The 15,008-nt window shown below is 76.3% G+C and carries 14 protein-coding genes; 5 read left to right on the top strand and 9 right to left on the bottom strand.

What is annotated here, in order from left to right:
* Nucleotides 1-46: 46 nt before the first annotated feature.
* Nucleotides 47-403: a hypothetical protein gene (locus tag ABEB13_RS06285; protein ID WP_345704639.1), complete on the bottom strand. Its 357-nt coding sequence runs from the start codon at nt 401-403 to the stop codon at nt 47-49.
* A 993-nt stretch (nt 404-1,396) separates the two neighbouring features.
* On the opposite strand from ABEB13_RS06285, the gene ABEB13_RS06280 reads away from it, so the two are divergent.
* Both ABEB13_RS06280 and ABEB13_RS06275 read left to right on the top strand, forming a co-directional pair.
* Nucleotides 1,397-2,827, top strand: a complete 1,431-nt coding sequence (locus tag ABEB13_RS06280; RefSeq protein ID WP_425559869.1) for an MFS transporter — start codon at nt 1,397-1,399, stop codon at nt 2,825-2,827.
* Nucleotides 2,824-3,387: a TetR/AcrR family transcriptional regulator gene (locus ABEB13_RS06275; protein ID WP_100891768.1), complete on the top strand. Its 564-nt coding sequence runs from the start codon at nt 2,824-2,826 to the stop codon at nt 3,385-3,387. The genes ABEB13_RS06280 and ABEB13_RS06275 overlap by 4 nt, the downstream gene beginning before the upstream one ends.
* A gap of 86 nt (nt 3,388-3,473) precedes the next feature.
* On the opposite strand, the gene ABEB13_RS06270 is transcribed toward ABEB13_RS06275, so the two are convergent.
* Entirely contained in the window at nt 3,474-3,656 is a 183-nt protein-coding gene (locus tag ABEB13_RS06270) for an antitoxin (protein WP_345709562.1), read from the bottom strand.
* 88 nt (nt 3,657-3,744) lie between these two features.
* Nucleotides 3,745-4,245, bottom strand: coding sequence for a hypothetical protein (locus ABEB13_RS06265; RefSeq protein ID WP_345704637.1), 501 nt, complete (start codon nt 4,243-4,245; stop codon nt 3,745-3,747).
* Nucleotides 4,246-4,846: 601 nt separating this feature from the next.
* On the opposite strand from ABEB13_RS06265, the gene ABEB13_RS06260 reads away from it, so the two are divergent.
* Nucleotides 4,847-5,530: a helix-turn-helix domain-containing protein gene (locus ABEB13_RS06260; RefSeq protein WP_345704636.1), complete on the top strand. Its 684-nt coding sequence runs from the start codon at nt 4,847-4,849 to the stop codon at nt 5,528-5,530.
* 78 nt (nt 5,531-5,608) lie between these two features.
* Here the strand turns inward: ABEB13_RS06260 and ABEB13_RS06255 are convergent, their stop codons facing one another.
* The 3 genes from ABEB13_RS06255 to ABEB13_RS06245 all read right to left on the bottom strand — a co-directional run bounded on the left by ABEB13_RS06255 (nt 5,609) and on the right by ABEB13_RS06245 (nt 7,539).
* Nucleotides 5,609-5,875 (bottom strand): metal-sensitive transcriptional regulator, encoded by a 267-nt coding sequence (locus ABEB13_RS06255; protein ID WP_100891772.1) that lies wholly within the window; start codon nt 5,873-5,875, stop codon nt 5,609-5,611.
* Between the two features lie 166 nt (nt 5,876-6,041).
* Entirely contained in the window at nt 6,042-6,596 is a 555-nt protein-coding gene (locus tag ABEB13_RS06250; protein WP_345709561.1) for a rhodanese-like domain-containing protein, read from the bottom strand.
* A gap of 112 nt (nt 6,597-6,708) precedes the next feature.
* On the bottom strand, nt 6,709-7,539 hold the full coding sequence (locus tag ABEB13_RS06245; RefSeq protein WP_345709560.1) for a sulfite exporter TauE/SafE family protein: 831 nt from the start codon (nt 7,537-7,539) through the stop codon (nt 6,709-6,711).
* Between the two features lie 296 nt (nt 7,540-7,835).
* Between ABEB13_RS06245 and ABEB13_RS06240 the strand changes: the two genes are divergently transcribed.
* Nucleotides 7,836-9,236 (top strand): MBL fold metallo-hydrolase, encoded by a 1,401-nt coding sequence (locus tag ABEB13_RS06240; protein ID WP_345709559.1) that lies wholly within the window; start codon nt 7,836-7,838, stop codon nt 9,234-9,236.
* A 234-nt stretch (nt 9,237-9,470) separates the two neighbouring features.
* Here the strand turns inward: ABEB13_RS06240 and ABEB13_RS06235 are convergent, their stop codons facing one another.
* The 3 genes from ABEB13_RS06235 to ABEB13_RS06225 all read right to left on the bottom strand — a co-directional run bounded on the left by ABEB13_RS06235 (nt 9,471) and on the right by ABEB13_RS06225 (nt 12,679).
* Entirely contained in the window at nt 9,471-10,529 is a 1,059-nt protein-coding gene (locus ABEB13_RS06235; RefSeq protein ID WP_345704635.1) for a DUF2804 domain-containing protein, read from the bottom strand.
* A 94-nt stretch (nt 10,530-10,623) separates the two neighbouring features.
* Nucleotides 10,624-12,105 (bottom strand): SulP family inorganic anion transporter, encoded by a 1,482-nt coding sequence (locus ABEB13_RS06230; protein WP_345704634.1) that lies wholly within the window; start codon nt 12,103-12,105, stop codon nt 10,624-10,626.
* 169 nt (nt 12,106-12,274) lie between these two features.
* Nucleotides 12,275-12,679 (bottom strand): hypothetical protein, encoded by a 405-nt coding sequence (locus ABEB13_RS06225; protein WP_345704633.1) that lies wholly within the window; start codon nt 12,677-12,679, stop codon nt 12,275-12,277.
* A gap of 387 nt (nt 12,680-13,066) precedes the next feature.
* Between ABEB13_RS06225 and pgm the strand changes: the two genes are divergently transcribed.
* Entirely contained in the window at nt 13,067-14,710 is a 1,644-nt protein-coding gene (gene pgm, locus ABEB13_RS06220) for a phosphoglucomutase (alpha-D-glucose-1,6-bisphosphate-dependent) (RefSeq protein ID WP_345704632.1), read from the top strand.
* The last annotated feature ends 298 nt before the right edge of the window (nt 14,711-15,008 follow it).

Genomic DNA, 15,008 nt, shown 5'->3' with positions numbered 1-15,008 from the left:
CCAGGGGCTCCCCGGGGCGGCGCACCGCACCGGACCGGGCGGACGGTCAGGCGAAGACGGTGAGGTAGACCACGGCGAGCGACAGCAGGTACACGCCGACGCCGGGCAGCAGCGCCGGCCAGGGCGAGCGACCGCGGCGCCGGGCGGCGGCAGCGCCGACGCCCCCGGTCAGCAGGGCGCCGAGCAGGCCGCCCCACGGCAGGAGCACCAGCAGGAGCCAGACCCCCGGGTTGCACAGCGCCGCCGACCCGGCGTCGGTGCCGCAGGAGTCGGTGGCGAACAGCATGCCGAAGGCATACACGGCGTTGACCGCGGCGGCGGCGAGACCGAACAGCACCAGGGCCACGACGAAGCCGACGGGCGACTTGGGGCGCGGGGCGGCGGCGGGCAGGACGGTGCTCATGAGACTTCCTCACCACGGTGCAGGGGCAGGCGGAACGTCGTACTCCGGCCGGTTCCGGCGGTATTCACTCACACCGCGGCGACCGCCCGCAACGCGCCGCCGCCCGCCGGTCCGGCACCCCGGCCCCGGTAGGGTCCGCCGCAGTCGACGCGAGGGAGCAACAGCCGTGCAGGAGTGGCCCGAGGGACCTGCGGCGGATCCCGCGGCGGCCCGTGCACGCTACGAACGCGACCTGGCGCAGGCGCGGACGGAGGCCCGCGAGGCGATCCGGGCGGACCTGTCCGCGGCCCACCTGGGCCTCGGCCTGGTGGCCGCCGCCGGCCCGGCGACGGGTCTCCTCGTCCGGCCTCTCCTGGGAGCCGTCGTGCCGGCAGCCTTCGCAGCGCTGTTCCTCGCCGCCCTGGCGATCCTGTCCGTGCGAGGGGCCCGCGGTCGCGACCTGCTGCGCCGCGGCTACCTCTGCACCTTCGGCTGGGGGCCTGGCTCTGAGCCGGCCGTGCGCCGCCGCCGACAGGCGTTCGCGTCCCGCATGTCCCTCTATTGCCCGGCCGGCGATCCGCGTGCGGCACTTTCCACCGCGCGGCGCGGTGATCCACACCGGCGGGGTCACCGCTGTCATCGGCCCGGAGCCGGGGCTGGACGATCGCCCGGAGGGAGCCGGTGCGCCTGGTGCCGGACACCAGTCGTGGGGGTGGCCGGGGCGGTGTTTGAATCGGCGTGGCGGACGCGTGTGCCGCCGGGGCGCGGGGCGCCGGGGGCGGCCTGTCCTCCTCAAGCGGGCCGACCGGAGAAACGGCCCCCGCGCCCCCGCCCGGAGCGTCGGCTCCCCGTCCGCTTCCCCCGCCGTCCGGTGCACCCCCGCGTGCCGACCGGGGTGCACAGGTGTTTACCCTGGGGGTGAACACGTGTACACCCCTGCGGACAGCGGACTCGAGCACCATGCCAGTACCAGCGGACACATCCCCCGCCGACGAATCCCCCCACCCGCGGCTGATGGTCGCGGTCCTGGCCTTCTGCGGCGTCGTCGTCGCCCTCATGCAGACGCTCGTCGTCCCGCTGCTGCCGCACATCCCGGAGCTCACCGGCAGCACCCCGACGGCCGCCAGCTGGCTGGTCACCGTCACCCTGCTCACCGGCGCCGTCTGCACCCCGCTGCTCGGGCGGATCGGCGACATGTACGGCAAGCGCCGGGTGCTGCTGGCCTCGCTCGGCGTGCTGGTCGCCGGGTCGGTGCTCTGCGCGATCAGCTCCCACATCGCCGTGCTGATCGCGGGCCGGGCACTCCAGGGCGCCGCGCTGGCCGTCGTCCCGCTGGGCATCAGCATCATGCGCGACGAGCTGCCGCCCGCACGGGTGCTGTCCTCGGTGGCGCTGATGAGCTCGACACTGGGTGTGGGCGCCGCGGTCGGCCTGCCGGTCGCCGCACTGGTGGTCGAGCACGCCGACTGGCACACCATGTTCTGGGTCTCCGCCGGCCTCGGCCTGCTGGACATCCTGCTGGTGCTCTGGCAGGTGCCCGAGTCCCCGCTGCGCTCCCGCGGCCGCTTCGACGTGCTCGGGGCGGTCGGCCTGTCCGCCGTCCTGGTCGCCCTGCTGCTCGCCGTCACCCAGGGCGCCGACTGGGGCTGGGCCTCCGGGCGGACGCTCGGCCTGCTGGCCGCCGCCGTCGTGCTCGGCCTGCTGTGGGGCGCGTACGAGCTGCGGCACTCCTCACCGATGGTGGACATGCGCGTCTCGGCGCGGCCCGCCGTCCTGCTGGCGAACCTCGCGGCCCTGCTGATCGGCTTCTCGTTCTACGCCAACTCGCTGGTCACCGCCCAGATGGTGCAGGAGCCGAAGGCGACCGGGTACGGCCTCGGCGCGTCGATCGTGGTCAGCGGCCTGTGCCTGCTGCCCGGCGGCGTGTCGATGGTGGCGCTCTCACCGCTGTCGGCCCGGATCTCGGCCGCCCGCGGGCCCAAGGTGACGCTGGCCGTCGCGGCCGTCGTGATGGCTGTCGGCTATGTGGTGCGGTTCTTCACCAGCCATCAGCTGTGGATGATCATCGCGGGGGCCACCGTCGTCTCGGCCGGTACCGCGATCGCCTACAGCGCCCTGCCCGCGCTGGTGATCAGGGCCGTCCCGGCCGCCGAGACCGGCGCAGCGAACGGCCTGAACACCCTGATGCGCTCGGTCGGCCAGGCGGTCTGCAGCGCCGTCGTGGCCGCGGTGCTGGCCAACCTCACCTTCCAGGTCGGCGGCCGCACCGCCCCCACGCTCCATGCGTACCTGGTGGTCTTCCTGGTCGCGGCGGGCGCCGCCGTGCTGGCCCTGGCCGTCACCCTGCTGATGCCCGGCCGCCGCTCCGGGCCCGGCACGGCGGTGCCCGGCCCGCGCGGCGGCGACGCCCGCCGTCCGGCCGGCGTCGGCGAGGGCCGGGCGTGAGCGCCGCCGCGGCCCCGACCGGTCGCCAGGCGATCCTGCGCGCGGCCCGTCGGGCGTTCGCCCTGCACCCGTACGCCGAGGTGACCCTGCGCGCGGTCGCCGCGGACGCCGACGTCAGCGCCTCGCTGATCGTCAAGCTCTTCGGCAGCAAGGAGCAGCTCTTCGACGCGGTCACCGACTTCTCGGCGGCCGCCGACGAGCTGCTCGGCGTCCCGCTGGAGGGGCTCGGCCGCCACCTGGTGCTGACCCTGATGCGGGTCCGCCGCGAGCAGCAGACCGACCCGCTGCTGCGGGTGGTCTTCGCGCTGGGCAAGGAGGACGAGCGGACGGTGCTCCGGGACCGCTTCCGGGCCCAGGTCACCGACCGGCTGGCCGCGCTGCTGCCCGGCGCGGAGCCGGTGCTCCGGGCCGAGCTGCTCGCCGGGCAGCTCCTCGGCCTCGGCGCGACCTGCAGCCTCCACCGGGCCGGCGGGGCGAGCGAGCAGGCCACCCCGGAGCACCTCGCCGACCTGTACGGGCCCAGCCTGCAGCGCCTGGTCGACGGCCCGCCCGCCCGGTGACCACTGGGCCGTACGGGTGAGGCCACGGCGCCGCGGACGCGCCCGGGGCCCCCACCTCACGGTGGGGGCCCCGGGCGTACTCGGTCCTACCGCTCCTCGGTCGGCTGATCTCCGAGCTGGTCGTTCATCTTCTGCTGGGCGGTGTCGACCTGGCTCTGGTACTTGCCCCCGGTCTTGGAGTCGATGGCGTCCCCCGCCTTGTCGACGCCTTGGCGGGCCGTGTCCTCGTGTCCCTTGAGCATGCCTTTGAGTTTGTCGAGCATGGACATGGGCGTTCCTCCTTCGGAGATGCCGGACGTCTCCAGCATTGCGAACACCGGCGGTTTTCACATCCCGAGAGCGGCGCGGAGCGCCAGGTCACTGCGGTGCCGCAGCCTCCCAGTACCCCGGCGGGGCGTCCGTCCGGGCCCGCAGATCGCTGCGGACGCGGGCGGCGAGCCGCATGGTGTCCCGCCGGTTCATCCGGGCGCCGATCCCCGCGCCCAGCATCAGCGGCGTCAGCGACGGCAGCTTCCGCAACGAGCTGCGGGTGAGCCGCTTGCGGACCTTCTGCCGCACCTCCGAACCCACCGCGAGCCCGGCGACCGCGGCCAGCCCCGCCGGGTGCAGCGCCGCCGAGCCGTCGATGCCCCGGCGGTCGGCCCAGGCGGTCACATAGGCGGCCGTCCGCTGCCCCGCACTCCCGAGCGCCGGGAAGCCGTACACCTGGTGCAGCTCGGCGATCAGCTTGATCTCCACCGCCGCCACGACCAGCGTCTCCGAAGCGATCTCCACCGCCATGGCGGGCGGGACGGGCAGCATCGCGGCCGCCCCGATGCCGGCCCCGACCGCGGCGGCCGCCCGGCGTGCCCCGACCACGAGCAGGTCCGCCAGGGCCTCCGGGTCGGCCGCCTCGGGGTGCTGCGCCCGCAGCGTCGCCAGGTTCCGGACGGGGATCCGGGGGCCGTCGTCAGCAGGCGGTCGGTCAGGGCCCGGCCGCCGATCACGGTGCCCCGGACGGTGGCGCTGCCGCCGCGCGCCAGGCCGCGGGCGGTCGAGCGCACCAGCCGGGTGGCGCGGGTGACGGCGCGGCGCCGGGAGGCGGTCGTACCCTGCTCCATCTCCTCGGTCAGGGTGGCGAGTTCGCCGGCCGCCGCCTCGGCGTCCAGGGGCGGGGCGACACCGGCGCCGACCGGGTCGGAGGTCGGGGTGGCAGCCGGATCGGCGGCCGGATCGGGGCTCCCGCCGGCGGCCGGGCCCACGGCGGGCCGGCCGCCGGGCTCGTCCGGCTGGTCGGGGCTGTTCGGTCTGCGAAGGAATCCCACGCCCTGCGCATACCCGGCCGTGCGCGCCCGCACGCTGCCCTCCCGCCGACCGGCCGCACGCCCGGCCGTACGTCCGGCCCGCGCCGGGGGAGCCGGGCCGGTGGATGCTGGAGGGGACGAGGGCGCGGCCGAGTGGGCCGGAGCGAGGAGGAACCATGGTGAACGAGCAGCCCGCCGCCGTGTCGGCCGCCGGCCCGGGACGGGACGCCGCCGAGATCGCCGAGCGGGTCGCGGCCCGCAGCGCCCGGCGGGGGATGGGCCGCGAGGAGCTCGCCGCGCGGGCCGGGATGGACCCGCACTACCTGCGGTACCTGCTGGAGACCGGGCCGGCCTTCGACCAGGCGGGGTTCGTCCGGATCGCCGCCGCCCTCGGCACGAGCTACTGGGAGCTGGTCGTCGGGCCGAGCGATCCCCCGCCCGGCCGAACGCCGGCCGGCGCGCACCCGGTCCTCGTCCACCTCACCGAGGAGGAGTGCTGGGACCGGCTGGACGGGCACGGTATCGGGCGGATCGCCCTGCCCGCGGCGCCGGGACCGCTCGTCCTGCCGGTGAACTACACGGTGGACGGCCGGAGCGTGGCGTACCGGACCGACCCGCACGGCGCGGCGGCGCCCGAGCCGGGTACGGCCGTCTCGTTCCAGGTGGACCGGATCGACGAGACGCTGAGCAGCGGCTGGAGCGTGCTGGTGGTGGGTGCGGCCGAGCCGGTGGAGGACGACGAGGCCGTCCGCCGACTGGAGGCGGTGCACCCGCCCGCGCCGTGGGCGGGCGGCGGGCGTCCGCTCTGGGTACGGGTGGCGCCGCGGCAGATCACCGGCCGGCGGATCGCCGTCGCCTGAGCCGCCGCCGGGGGCTGCCCCGGGTGAGGGCTGCCCCCGGGGAGGGACGCCGTGGAGCGTCGGTCGGGCCCGGGGTGATCAGGCGAGGGCGAGGAAGAGCTTCTCGAGTTCGGCCTCGCTCATCGGCGGGGCGTCGCCGTCCGCGGCGGCCATGCACTGGCGCATGCCGCTCGCCACGATCTTGAAGCCGGCTCTGTCCAGGGCTCTGGAGACCGCGGCGAGCTGGGTGACCACGTCCTTGCAGTCGCGGCCGGCCTCGATCATCGCGATCACACCGGCGAGCTGGCCCTGGGCCCGGCGGAGCCGGTTGAGCACCGCACCGACTGCGTCCTCGTCGACCTGCATGGGGCACCTCTCCGGCAGCTGGGTTCGGGTTGTCATTGTACCCGAGGGGGTATCGGCGGCCGCCGACTCCGCAAGCGGGTCGCAACGGCCCCGTGCAGGTCAGCGCTGATACCGGGAGGGGTATTCCCGGGGCCGGGCGGGGCCCGGCCCCGGGAAGCCCGGAGGGTCAGCCCTGCAGGGCGGCGAGGGTGCCGCGGAGGTCGGCCGCCGTGCTGCGCGGCCGGTTGTGGGGGAGCCGGCCGAGCAGATTGCCCATCGCGCAGGTGTTGCTGACGGCGGAGAAGGCCAGGCCGCCGCCGACCGCGGCGGACAGCCACCGCGCGCCGGGCAGGACCCGGTCGGCCAGCAGGCCGGCCAGGACGAGCGATCCCGCCGCCAGCCGGACCTGACGGTCCATCGCCCAGGTGCCCCGGGCGCCGGTCGGCCGGTCGAGCGGGTGTCCTTCCGCGGCCCACGCCGCGGTGCCCCCGACGAGCATGGCCGCGGCCACCCCGGCTGCGGCCAGCCGGTCGCACGCGGTCGCCGAGCGGTTGCCGGAGGCGCACACGACGGTGACGGCGCCGCGTCCGGCCGCGGCGCGCAGGGCGGGCACCGCGAGGTGCAGCAGGTCGAGCGGCACGTTGTGGGCACCGGGGATGTGCCCGGCGGCGTACTCGCCGGGCGAGCGGACGTCGACGACGGTGAGCCTGCCGAGACGGGGGTGGAGCTCGTCGATGGTCAGCCGGGTGACGGGGGTCGGGGGGTGGTCACGGGGGACGGTCCTTTCGGGGTGCGGCCCGCGGGGGCGGGCGGCGGGGTTGGGGGCCGGGCCCGGTGGCGGGCCCGGGGGATCGTCAGCGCAGGGCGTCGACGAGCATGAGGGCGGCCACGGCGAGCAGGGCGACCGCGAAGATCCGCTGGAGCGCGGGCCCGGAGAGCCGGTCGGCGAGGCGCTTGCCGTCCCAGGCGCCGAGGACGGCCGCGGCGGTGAACGGGGCCACCACCGCCCAGTCGAGGGTGCCGGCGCCGCCGATCCGGGGCACCAGGGCGGCCAGCGCGTTGGCGGAGATCACCAGCAGGCTGGTGCCGACGGCCTCGGCCATCGGGACGGCCAGCACGGCGACCAGGGCCGGGACGGCGAGGAAGCCCCCGCCGACGCCGAGCAGCCCGGTCACGGTGCCCAGCCCGGCGCCGGTCGCTGCGGCCCGGCCCGCACCGGCCCGGCCCGCACCGGCCGGCGCGACGGCGGGCGTGGCAGGGGCGGGCGTGGCGTGGTCGGGGCCGTCCGCGGACGGTTCCGGGGCCGGTCGGACTCCTCGGGCGGGGCGGCTGCCGGCGAGCATCCGGCGGGCGGCGAAGGCGGCCAGCACGGCGAAGGCGGCGGTGAGCACCGCCCCCGGTATCGCCGAGGACAGTGCCCCCGCGGCGGCCGCCGCAGGCAGCCCGGCGGCGGCGAACAGCAGGCCCGTCCGCCAGCGGACCCGGCCGGCCCGGGCATGGGTGAGCAGTGCGGAGAGCGAGGTCGCCGCGACGATCAGCAGGGCCGCGGTGGTGGCCTGGCCGGCGCTGAAGCCGAGCAGGTAGATCAGGGCGGGGACGGCGAGCATGCTGCCGCCGCCGCCCAGCCCGCCGAGGGCGAGCCCGACGACGGCGCCCGCGACCAGGGCGAGCACGAGCGCGATCATGCGGCTGCGCCGGGTGCGGTGGGTGCGCAGGGGGCGGTCCGGGCCATGGGGTCTCCTGGTGGTGTCGGCATCCATCCGGTGTGCCGGTGCGGTCGTCCGTCCCCTCGGCGTCCCCGCCGTCCCCCGGCCGTCCGCGACCGGTCGTCATACCCATGGGGGTATGCTCGGAACCACCATATACCCCCACCCGTATGTTGCCCGGTGCGGCCGCTGCCCTGCGGCCCGGGCGCAGACATACCCGGAGGGGTATCCTTGGACCTGTGAGCGAGCTGCGGTCCGCGCAGCAAGGAGGCCCCGTGTTCTTCGCCCAGTACTACCTCGACTGCCTGTCCCAGGCCTCGTACCTGATCGCCGACGAGACCACCGGCCGGGCCGTGGTCGTCGACCCGCGGCGGGACGTCGCCGAGTACCTCGCCGATGCCGAGCGGCACGGATTCACCGTCGAGGGAGTGATCAACACCCACTTCCACGCCGACTTCCTGGCCGGCCATCTGGAACTCGCCGCGCGCACCGGCGCCTGGATCGGCTACGGCCGGCGGGCCGAGACCGACTACCCGATCCGCAAGCTCGCCGACGGCGAACGGATCGAACTCGGCGACGTCACCCTGGAGATCATGGAGACCCCCGGCCACACCCCGGAGTCGGTCAGCGTCCTCGTCCGCGAGCACGCCGACGATCCCGTGCCGTACGGCGTGCTCACCGGTGACGCCCTGTTCGTCGGCGACGTCGGCCGCCCCGACCTGCTCGCCTCGGCCGGGACGACCGCCGACCGGCTCGGCCGGATGCTCTACGACAGCGTCCAGCACCGGCTGATGGCGCTGCCCGACGAAGTCCGGGTCTTCCCCGCGCACGGAGCCGGCTCCTCCTGCGGCAAGAACCTCTCCACCGAGCGGCAGTCCACCATCGGTGAGCAGCGCGCCACCAACTACGCCTGCGCGCCGATGAGCGAGGACGCGTTCGTGGCCATCGTCACCGCCGGCCAGTCCGCCGCCCCCGGCTACTTCGGCTACGACGCCGACCTCAACCGCCGCGCGCACGGCCTCTTCGACCCGGCCGCCGCGGTGCCCGCCCTCCCGCTCGCCGACTTCCTGGCCCGTCGGGCCGCCGGCGCGGTCGTCCTGGACACCCGCAGCCCGCAGGAGTTCGCCGCCGGGCACCTGCGCGACGCGGTCAACGTGCCCGCCGACGGCCGGTTCGCCGAGCAGGCCGGCACCGTGCTCGACCCCGACCGCCCCGTCCTGGTCATCGCCCCCGACGGGCGCGCCGAGGAGGTCGTCACCCGGCTCGCCCGGATCGGCTTCGACCAGGTGGCCGGCCACCTGCCGCACCCCGAGGAGCAACTGCCCGCCGCCGCGGACCAGATGCGCACCGCACCCCGGCGCACCGCCGCCGACCTGGCCGCCGCCCTGCACGGCACCCACCCGCCGGTGGTGCTGGACGTGCGCGGCTGCGCCGAGCGGGCGGAGGGCTCGGTCGAGGGCTCACTGCACATCCCGCTCGCCGAACTGCCCGGCCGCATCGCCGAAGTCCCCGCCGACCGGCCCGTCGTCGTGCACTGCGCGGGCGGCCACCGCTCGTCCATCGCCGCCAGCCTGCTGCGCCGCAGCGGCCGGCCGGACACCTCGGACCTGCTCGGCGGCTACGCGGCCTGGGCCGCCGCCGGGCGGACGGCGACGTCCGCACCTCGCAGGGCCTGACCAGCGGGGACGGGGGCGCCGGGCCTTGCCACGGCGCGTCCCGGCCGCTCGTCCCGGCCACGGCGCGCGGCGGCCGTCCGGCCTGCCCTCCGAACAGGTCGGACCGCCTCCGCGGCGCGGTGGCATGGAAGTTCGGCGCAGCCTACTGCCGCGGGCCCGCTCCTGTCCGGGCCGTCCGCACCGCGGACGCGGCGTCGCCGCGCCGGGTCGCCCGCCCGGGCCTCCCGGCCGCCGTCACCAGCGCATCCGGACGTCCTCCGCCCAGCCGAGCAGGCCGTCGATGCGGACGTGCTCGCCGTCGTCCGTCCGGATCTGGCCGGAATACCGGCCGAAGCACTGGTCGGTCCGGTTCGCCAGCAGTCCGGCCTCGGTGCGGGTGCGGCGGTCGTGGAACGGGGTGAACACCAGGTCCACCTGGTCGGACGAGGGCGTGCGCAGCTCCCAGGGGGCCATCGGATCGGCCTCGTCGTACAGCCAGAGCAACTCCTCGCCGATCTTGGAGAGCCGCCCGTCGACGCAGAGCGCGTTCTCGGTCGCGCCGGTGCCGGCCGTCCACCGGCCGCCGAACTGCAGGCCGACCACCCGGCCGTCGGTGCGGCCGGAGGCGGCGCCCCAGTTCCAGGCGGCGTTGCGCGGCCAGCGACCCCGCCCGTGGTCCAGCACTCCCCAGGCGTCGTCGCCGAACGGGTACCGCTCGTCGCCGATCCGCAGGCTGCCCGAGGCGGGCCGGGCGGTGTGCTTGGAGGTGTACTGGAAGCGGCGCCCGCTCCAGGGCACGACGACGCCCAGCGTCTCGTGGCCCGGCGGCAGCCCGACCAGGACGTCGAGCTCGACCGGCCGGTGGTCCGGCGTCAGGCAGCGGGCCCGCAGCCGGGTGCCCGTGCCCTCCGCGCGGATCTCCACCCGGACCTGACCGCGGACGGGCCGCTCCGGGCCGACCACCACGTCGTCGCCCGCCCCGGCCGCCCCGGCGATCGTCTCCGGCAGCCGCACCCCGTGCCCGAACGGCAGCAGGGCCGTCCGCTCCAGGTCCACCGGGGCCCGGCCGGGCTCGCCGTGGCGCAGCACGTACAGGCCGGTGAGGCCGAGGAAGTCCAGGTCGCTGACGGTCACGGCGACGATGTGGGTCGGCCCGGTGACGCACCAGTACTCCCACCGCTTCGTCCGCCCCCAGCCGCGCAGGTTGGCGCGGTGCAGCGGGCGGCGGGACCAGCCGACGGCCGCGGGGTCGAGCCGGCCGTCCGGCAGGCAGAGGTCGACGGGGCCGGTCAGTTCGCGTTCGGTGGTCGTCACGCCGACACGGTAGCGCCGCCCGGGCCGGCCCGCCGCCGAAGGCGCAACAGCCGTCGGCGGCGGGGTGCGGGCCACCCCGCACGGCCCGGCCGGGTCAGTGCAGGGCGGGCGCGTGCACCGGCTCGACACCCTGCGCGTGGTGCCGGCCGGCCCAGTCCTGGAGGGCCGTCCGGCAGGCGTGGTCGAGGTGCCGCAGGCCGGTGAGGTCCAGTGCGATCGGCCGGTCGCGCGGCAGCGACTCCAGGGTGCCGAGGATCCGGGGCAGCCGCAGGAACGTCGCGTTCCCGGCGAGGGCGACCAGGATCGGGCCGTCCGGCTCGCCGGAGACCTCCAGGTGCACGGCCGAGGTGTCCCACGCGGTCTTCAGCACGGCGAGGCCGAGCCCGAGCAGCACGCCCTCGAACAGGTTGGTCGCCACGATCCCGACCGCGGTGGCGACCAGCACCACCACCTCGCCCCGGTGCGAGCGCCACAGCGGCACCAGCGCGGAGAGCGGCAGCAGCGTCGTGCCCGCGTGGACCAGCACCCCGGCCAGTGCGGCGAGCGGGATGACGCCGAGCGCGGCCGGCAGCAGTGCCGCGAACAGCAGCAGCCAGACGCCGTGCAGCACCCGGGACACCTTCGTCCGTGCGCCGGCCTGGACGTTGGCGGCGCTGCGCACGATGACGGCCGTCATCGGCAGGGCGCCGAGCAGCCCGCAGAGGGTGTTGCCGACGCCCTGGGCGATCAGCTCCCGGTCGTAGTCGGTGCGCGGGCCGTCGTGCAGCCGGTCCACCGCCGCGGCGCTGAACAGGCTCTCGGCCGAGGCGATCAGGGTGAAGGCCAGCACGGTCGCCATCGCACCGGTGCCGGTAAGGACGGCGAGTCCGGCCGAGTCCGGCAGGTCGACCACCCCGAGCAGCCCCTTCACCTCGACCTTCGCCACCGGCAGGCCGGCCACCGCGGTGACCGCTGTGGCCAGGCCGACCGCGGCGAGCGGCGCGGGCATCGTCCGCACGACGGCGGGCAGCCGCCTCCACAGCACCAGCACCGCGATCGTCCCGGCCCCGACGGCCAGCGAGGCCAGGGTGCGCGGGGACTCCAGGGTGTCGGCGGCGAGCCCGGGCAGGCCCGCGATGTTGGCCGGCCCGCTGCCGGGCGCCCGGGCCCCGGCTAGTGCGTAGAGCTGCCCGGCGACCAGCACCAGGCCGATCCCGGCGAGCATGCCGTGCACCACCGAGACGGAGATGGCCCGGAACAGCCGGCCCAGCCGCAGCACGCCCATCAGCAGCTGGAGCAGGCCGGCCGCGAGCACGATCACGCCCAGCGCGGGCAGGCCGTAGGTGGCGACCGCCTCGTAGACCAGCACGGTGAGGCCGGCGGCCGGGCCGGACACCTGGAGGCTGCTGCCGGGCAGCAGGCCGGTCACCAGGCCGCCCACGATGCCGGTGACCAGGCCGAGTTCGGCGGGGACGCCGGAGGCGACGGCGACCCCCACGCAGAGCGGCACGGCGACCAGGAACACCACCAGCGAGGCGGCGACGTCGGTGGTGGGGAAGGGGAGGGAGCGGAGGAGGGGCAGGCTGCGACGAGACATCAGGTCCTCTGACGGTCGGTCGTGGCACGGCCGCTGACGGGCCGGACCAGGGCAGGTGTGGGCGTCGGGGCCGCCGCCGCGCAGCCCGGGGCGCCGCCCGGCGGGAACGGGATCCCGGGGCGCGGCCAACGGGGTGCGTGGTGTGGATGCGGGGCGGCCGGGCGGCCGGTCAGCAGCGGAAGACCTGGTACACCGCGGCGCGGGCGCCGCCGGTGGTGCCGGACGGGTACGGGGCGGGGGCGCCGCGCCCGGCCGTGGGCGGGGCGAGGGCACCCGTGGTGCGGGCGCCGCCGGTGTCGCGGGCGGCGGGTCGCCGGCCGGCCGGAGGGGCCGGTGCGGGGCGGGGCGTACCGCGCGGGCCCTGCCGCAGCGGAGCCCCGGTGGGGAGCGCTGGTTCCTCCGTGTCGGCCCGTTCGGCGGGACCGGGGGTGACGGCCGCCGCGGAGGCGGGGCCGGCCGGGGCAGCCGCGACCGCCGGGGCACCGGCGAGCAGCAGCAGAACGGCGGTGAGGACGGCGGCGGTCGCGGCGGACAGGGCACGGCGGAGGGCGGCGTGCCGTGGGCGGCGGTGCACCGGCGTCCTCCTTCCGTTCCCGGTCCTGCGGACCTGTCCATGGTGAACGACGAATCTGACGGCCGATCAGTTTCCGGGAATGGTGTCGATGCCGGGAGCGTCCTCGGGCGGAACGGTGCGTACCCTTCCGGCCCTCGGCAGCCACGGTGCGGGAACGGCCGGGGTGGCAGGTAGGGCGCACGGGCGCGCGCACGGCGTGTCGCCACCCGTTCGGGTGATCACACGGCGGGGCGGGCGGCCGGTCCGAGCCCGGAGGTCACGCCGTGCGGCCGACCGGGTTGGCCTCCGAATGTGCCCCGGCCCCCTGGGTAGGTCTGTGGGGACGTGCGCGCCCCGCCGCGGCGGGGCGCGCGAGGTGGCATCGACGGTGACGACGAGGAGCGGACGATGGTGCACGCGCGGGCCGGGGAACCGGCCGGACCTGGGGATCTGGTGGACGTGGCGCGGCTGGTGACGGCGTACTACGCGCTGCGGCCCGATCCGGGGGAGCCGGGTCAGCGGGTGGCGTTCGGCACGTCGGGCCACCGAGGGTCGGCCCTGGACGCGGCGTTCAACGACGACCACATCGCGGCGACGACGCAGGCGATCTGCGAGTACCGGGCGGGGCAGGGCACGGCCGGCCCGCTGTTCCTGGGGGCGGACACGCATGCGCTCTCGGAGCCGGCCCGGGTGACGGCCCTGGAGGTGCTGGCCGCGAACGGGGTCACCGTGCTGATCGACGCCGCGGACGGCTACACGCCGACCCCGGCGGTCTCGCACGCGATCCTGGCGCACAACCGGACGGCGTCGGGGCGGGCGGTCGCGGACGGGATCGTCGTCACGCCGTCGCACAACCCGCCGCGGGACGGCGGGTTCAAGTACAACCCGCCGTCCGGCGGCCCGGCGGGTTCGGAGGCGACGGGCTGGATCCAGGACCGGGCGAACGAGCTGATCGCGGCGGGTCTGGCGGGGGTGAAGCGGATCCCGTACGCGCGGGCGCTCGCGGCCGCGACCACCGGGCGCCACGACTTCCTCGGTGGCTACACCGAGGACCTGGCGTCCGTGCTGGACCTGGACGCCGTCCGGGCGGCGGGCGTCCGGATCGGCGCCGATCCGCTGGGCGGCGCGTCGGTGGCCTACTGGGGCCGGATCGCCGAGACCCATCGGCTGGACCTGACGGTCGTCAATCCGCTCACCGATCCGGCCTGGCGGTTCATGACCCTGGACTGGGACGGGAAGATCCGGATGGACTGCTCGTCGCCGTACGCGATGGCCTCGCTGATCGGCCGCAAGGACGCGTTCGACGTGTCGACCGGCAACGACGCGGACGCCGACCGGCACGGGATCGTCACCCCCGACGGCGGCCTGATGAACCCGAACCACTACCTGGCCGTGGCGATCGACTACCTCTACCGGCACCGCCGGGAGTGGCCCGGGGAGGCTGCGGTCGGCAAGACCCTGGTGTCCTCGTCGATGATCGACCGGGTGGCCGGGGAGCTGAAGCGGGAGCTGGTGGAAGTGCCGGTCGGCTTCAAGTGGTTCGTCGACGGCCTGCTGTCGGGGTCGATCGCGTTCGGCGGCGAGGAGTCCGCCGGTGCCTCGTTCCTGCGCCGGGACGGCTCGGTGTGGACGACGGACAAGGACGGCATCCTGCTGGCGCTGCTCGCATCCGAGATCACGGCCGTGACCGGGCGCAGCCCGTCCGAGTTGTACGGGGAGCTCACGGCGCGCTTCGGTGCACCGGCGTACGCGCGGGTGGACGCACCGGCGGACCGCGAGCAGAAGGCGGTGCTGGCCCGGCTGTCGGCGGACCGGGTACGGGCCGACACCCTGGCGGGTGAGCCGATCACCGCGGTGCTGACCGAGGCGCCGGGCAACGGCGCGGCGATCGGCGGGCTGAAGGTGTGCACGGAGAACGCGTGGTTCGCGGCCCGGCCGTCGGGCACGGAGGACGTGTACAAGATCTACGCGGAGAGCTTCCAGGGGCCCGACCACCTCGCCCTCGTCCAGGACGAGGCCCGCGCCCTGGTCTCCGACGCCCTGTCGGGCTGACCTCGCGGCCGGGCCGGGCCGGGGCGGGGCGGGGCGCCGGGGCGGGCCGGGCGCTCTCCCCGGCCCGGTCCTCCGCTCCTGCCCCGGTCCTCCGCTCCTGCCCCGGCCCTGTGCCCCCGCGGGGGCCGGAAAACCTGTGGGCGGGGCGGCCGCCGGCTGCTAACGTCGCTGACGACCGTGAGGCCGTCCCGAGGAGGTGAGACCCGTGCACGCTGTGTCCCATGGGTGCTCCCCTTGTCCTTCATGGTCGGGCGGCTGACGTAGGTGTCGCCCGGAGCGCCTGCACGCAAGGCTCTCC

Source organism: Kitasatospora paranensis, from assembly GCF_039544005.1.
Classification (GTDB): domain Bacteria; phylum Actinomycetota; class Actinomycetes; order Streptomycetales; family Streptomycetaceae; genus Kitasatospora; species Kitasatospora paranensis.
This window is presented reverse-complemented; position numbering and strand designations above follow the sequence as displayed.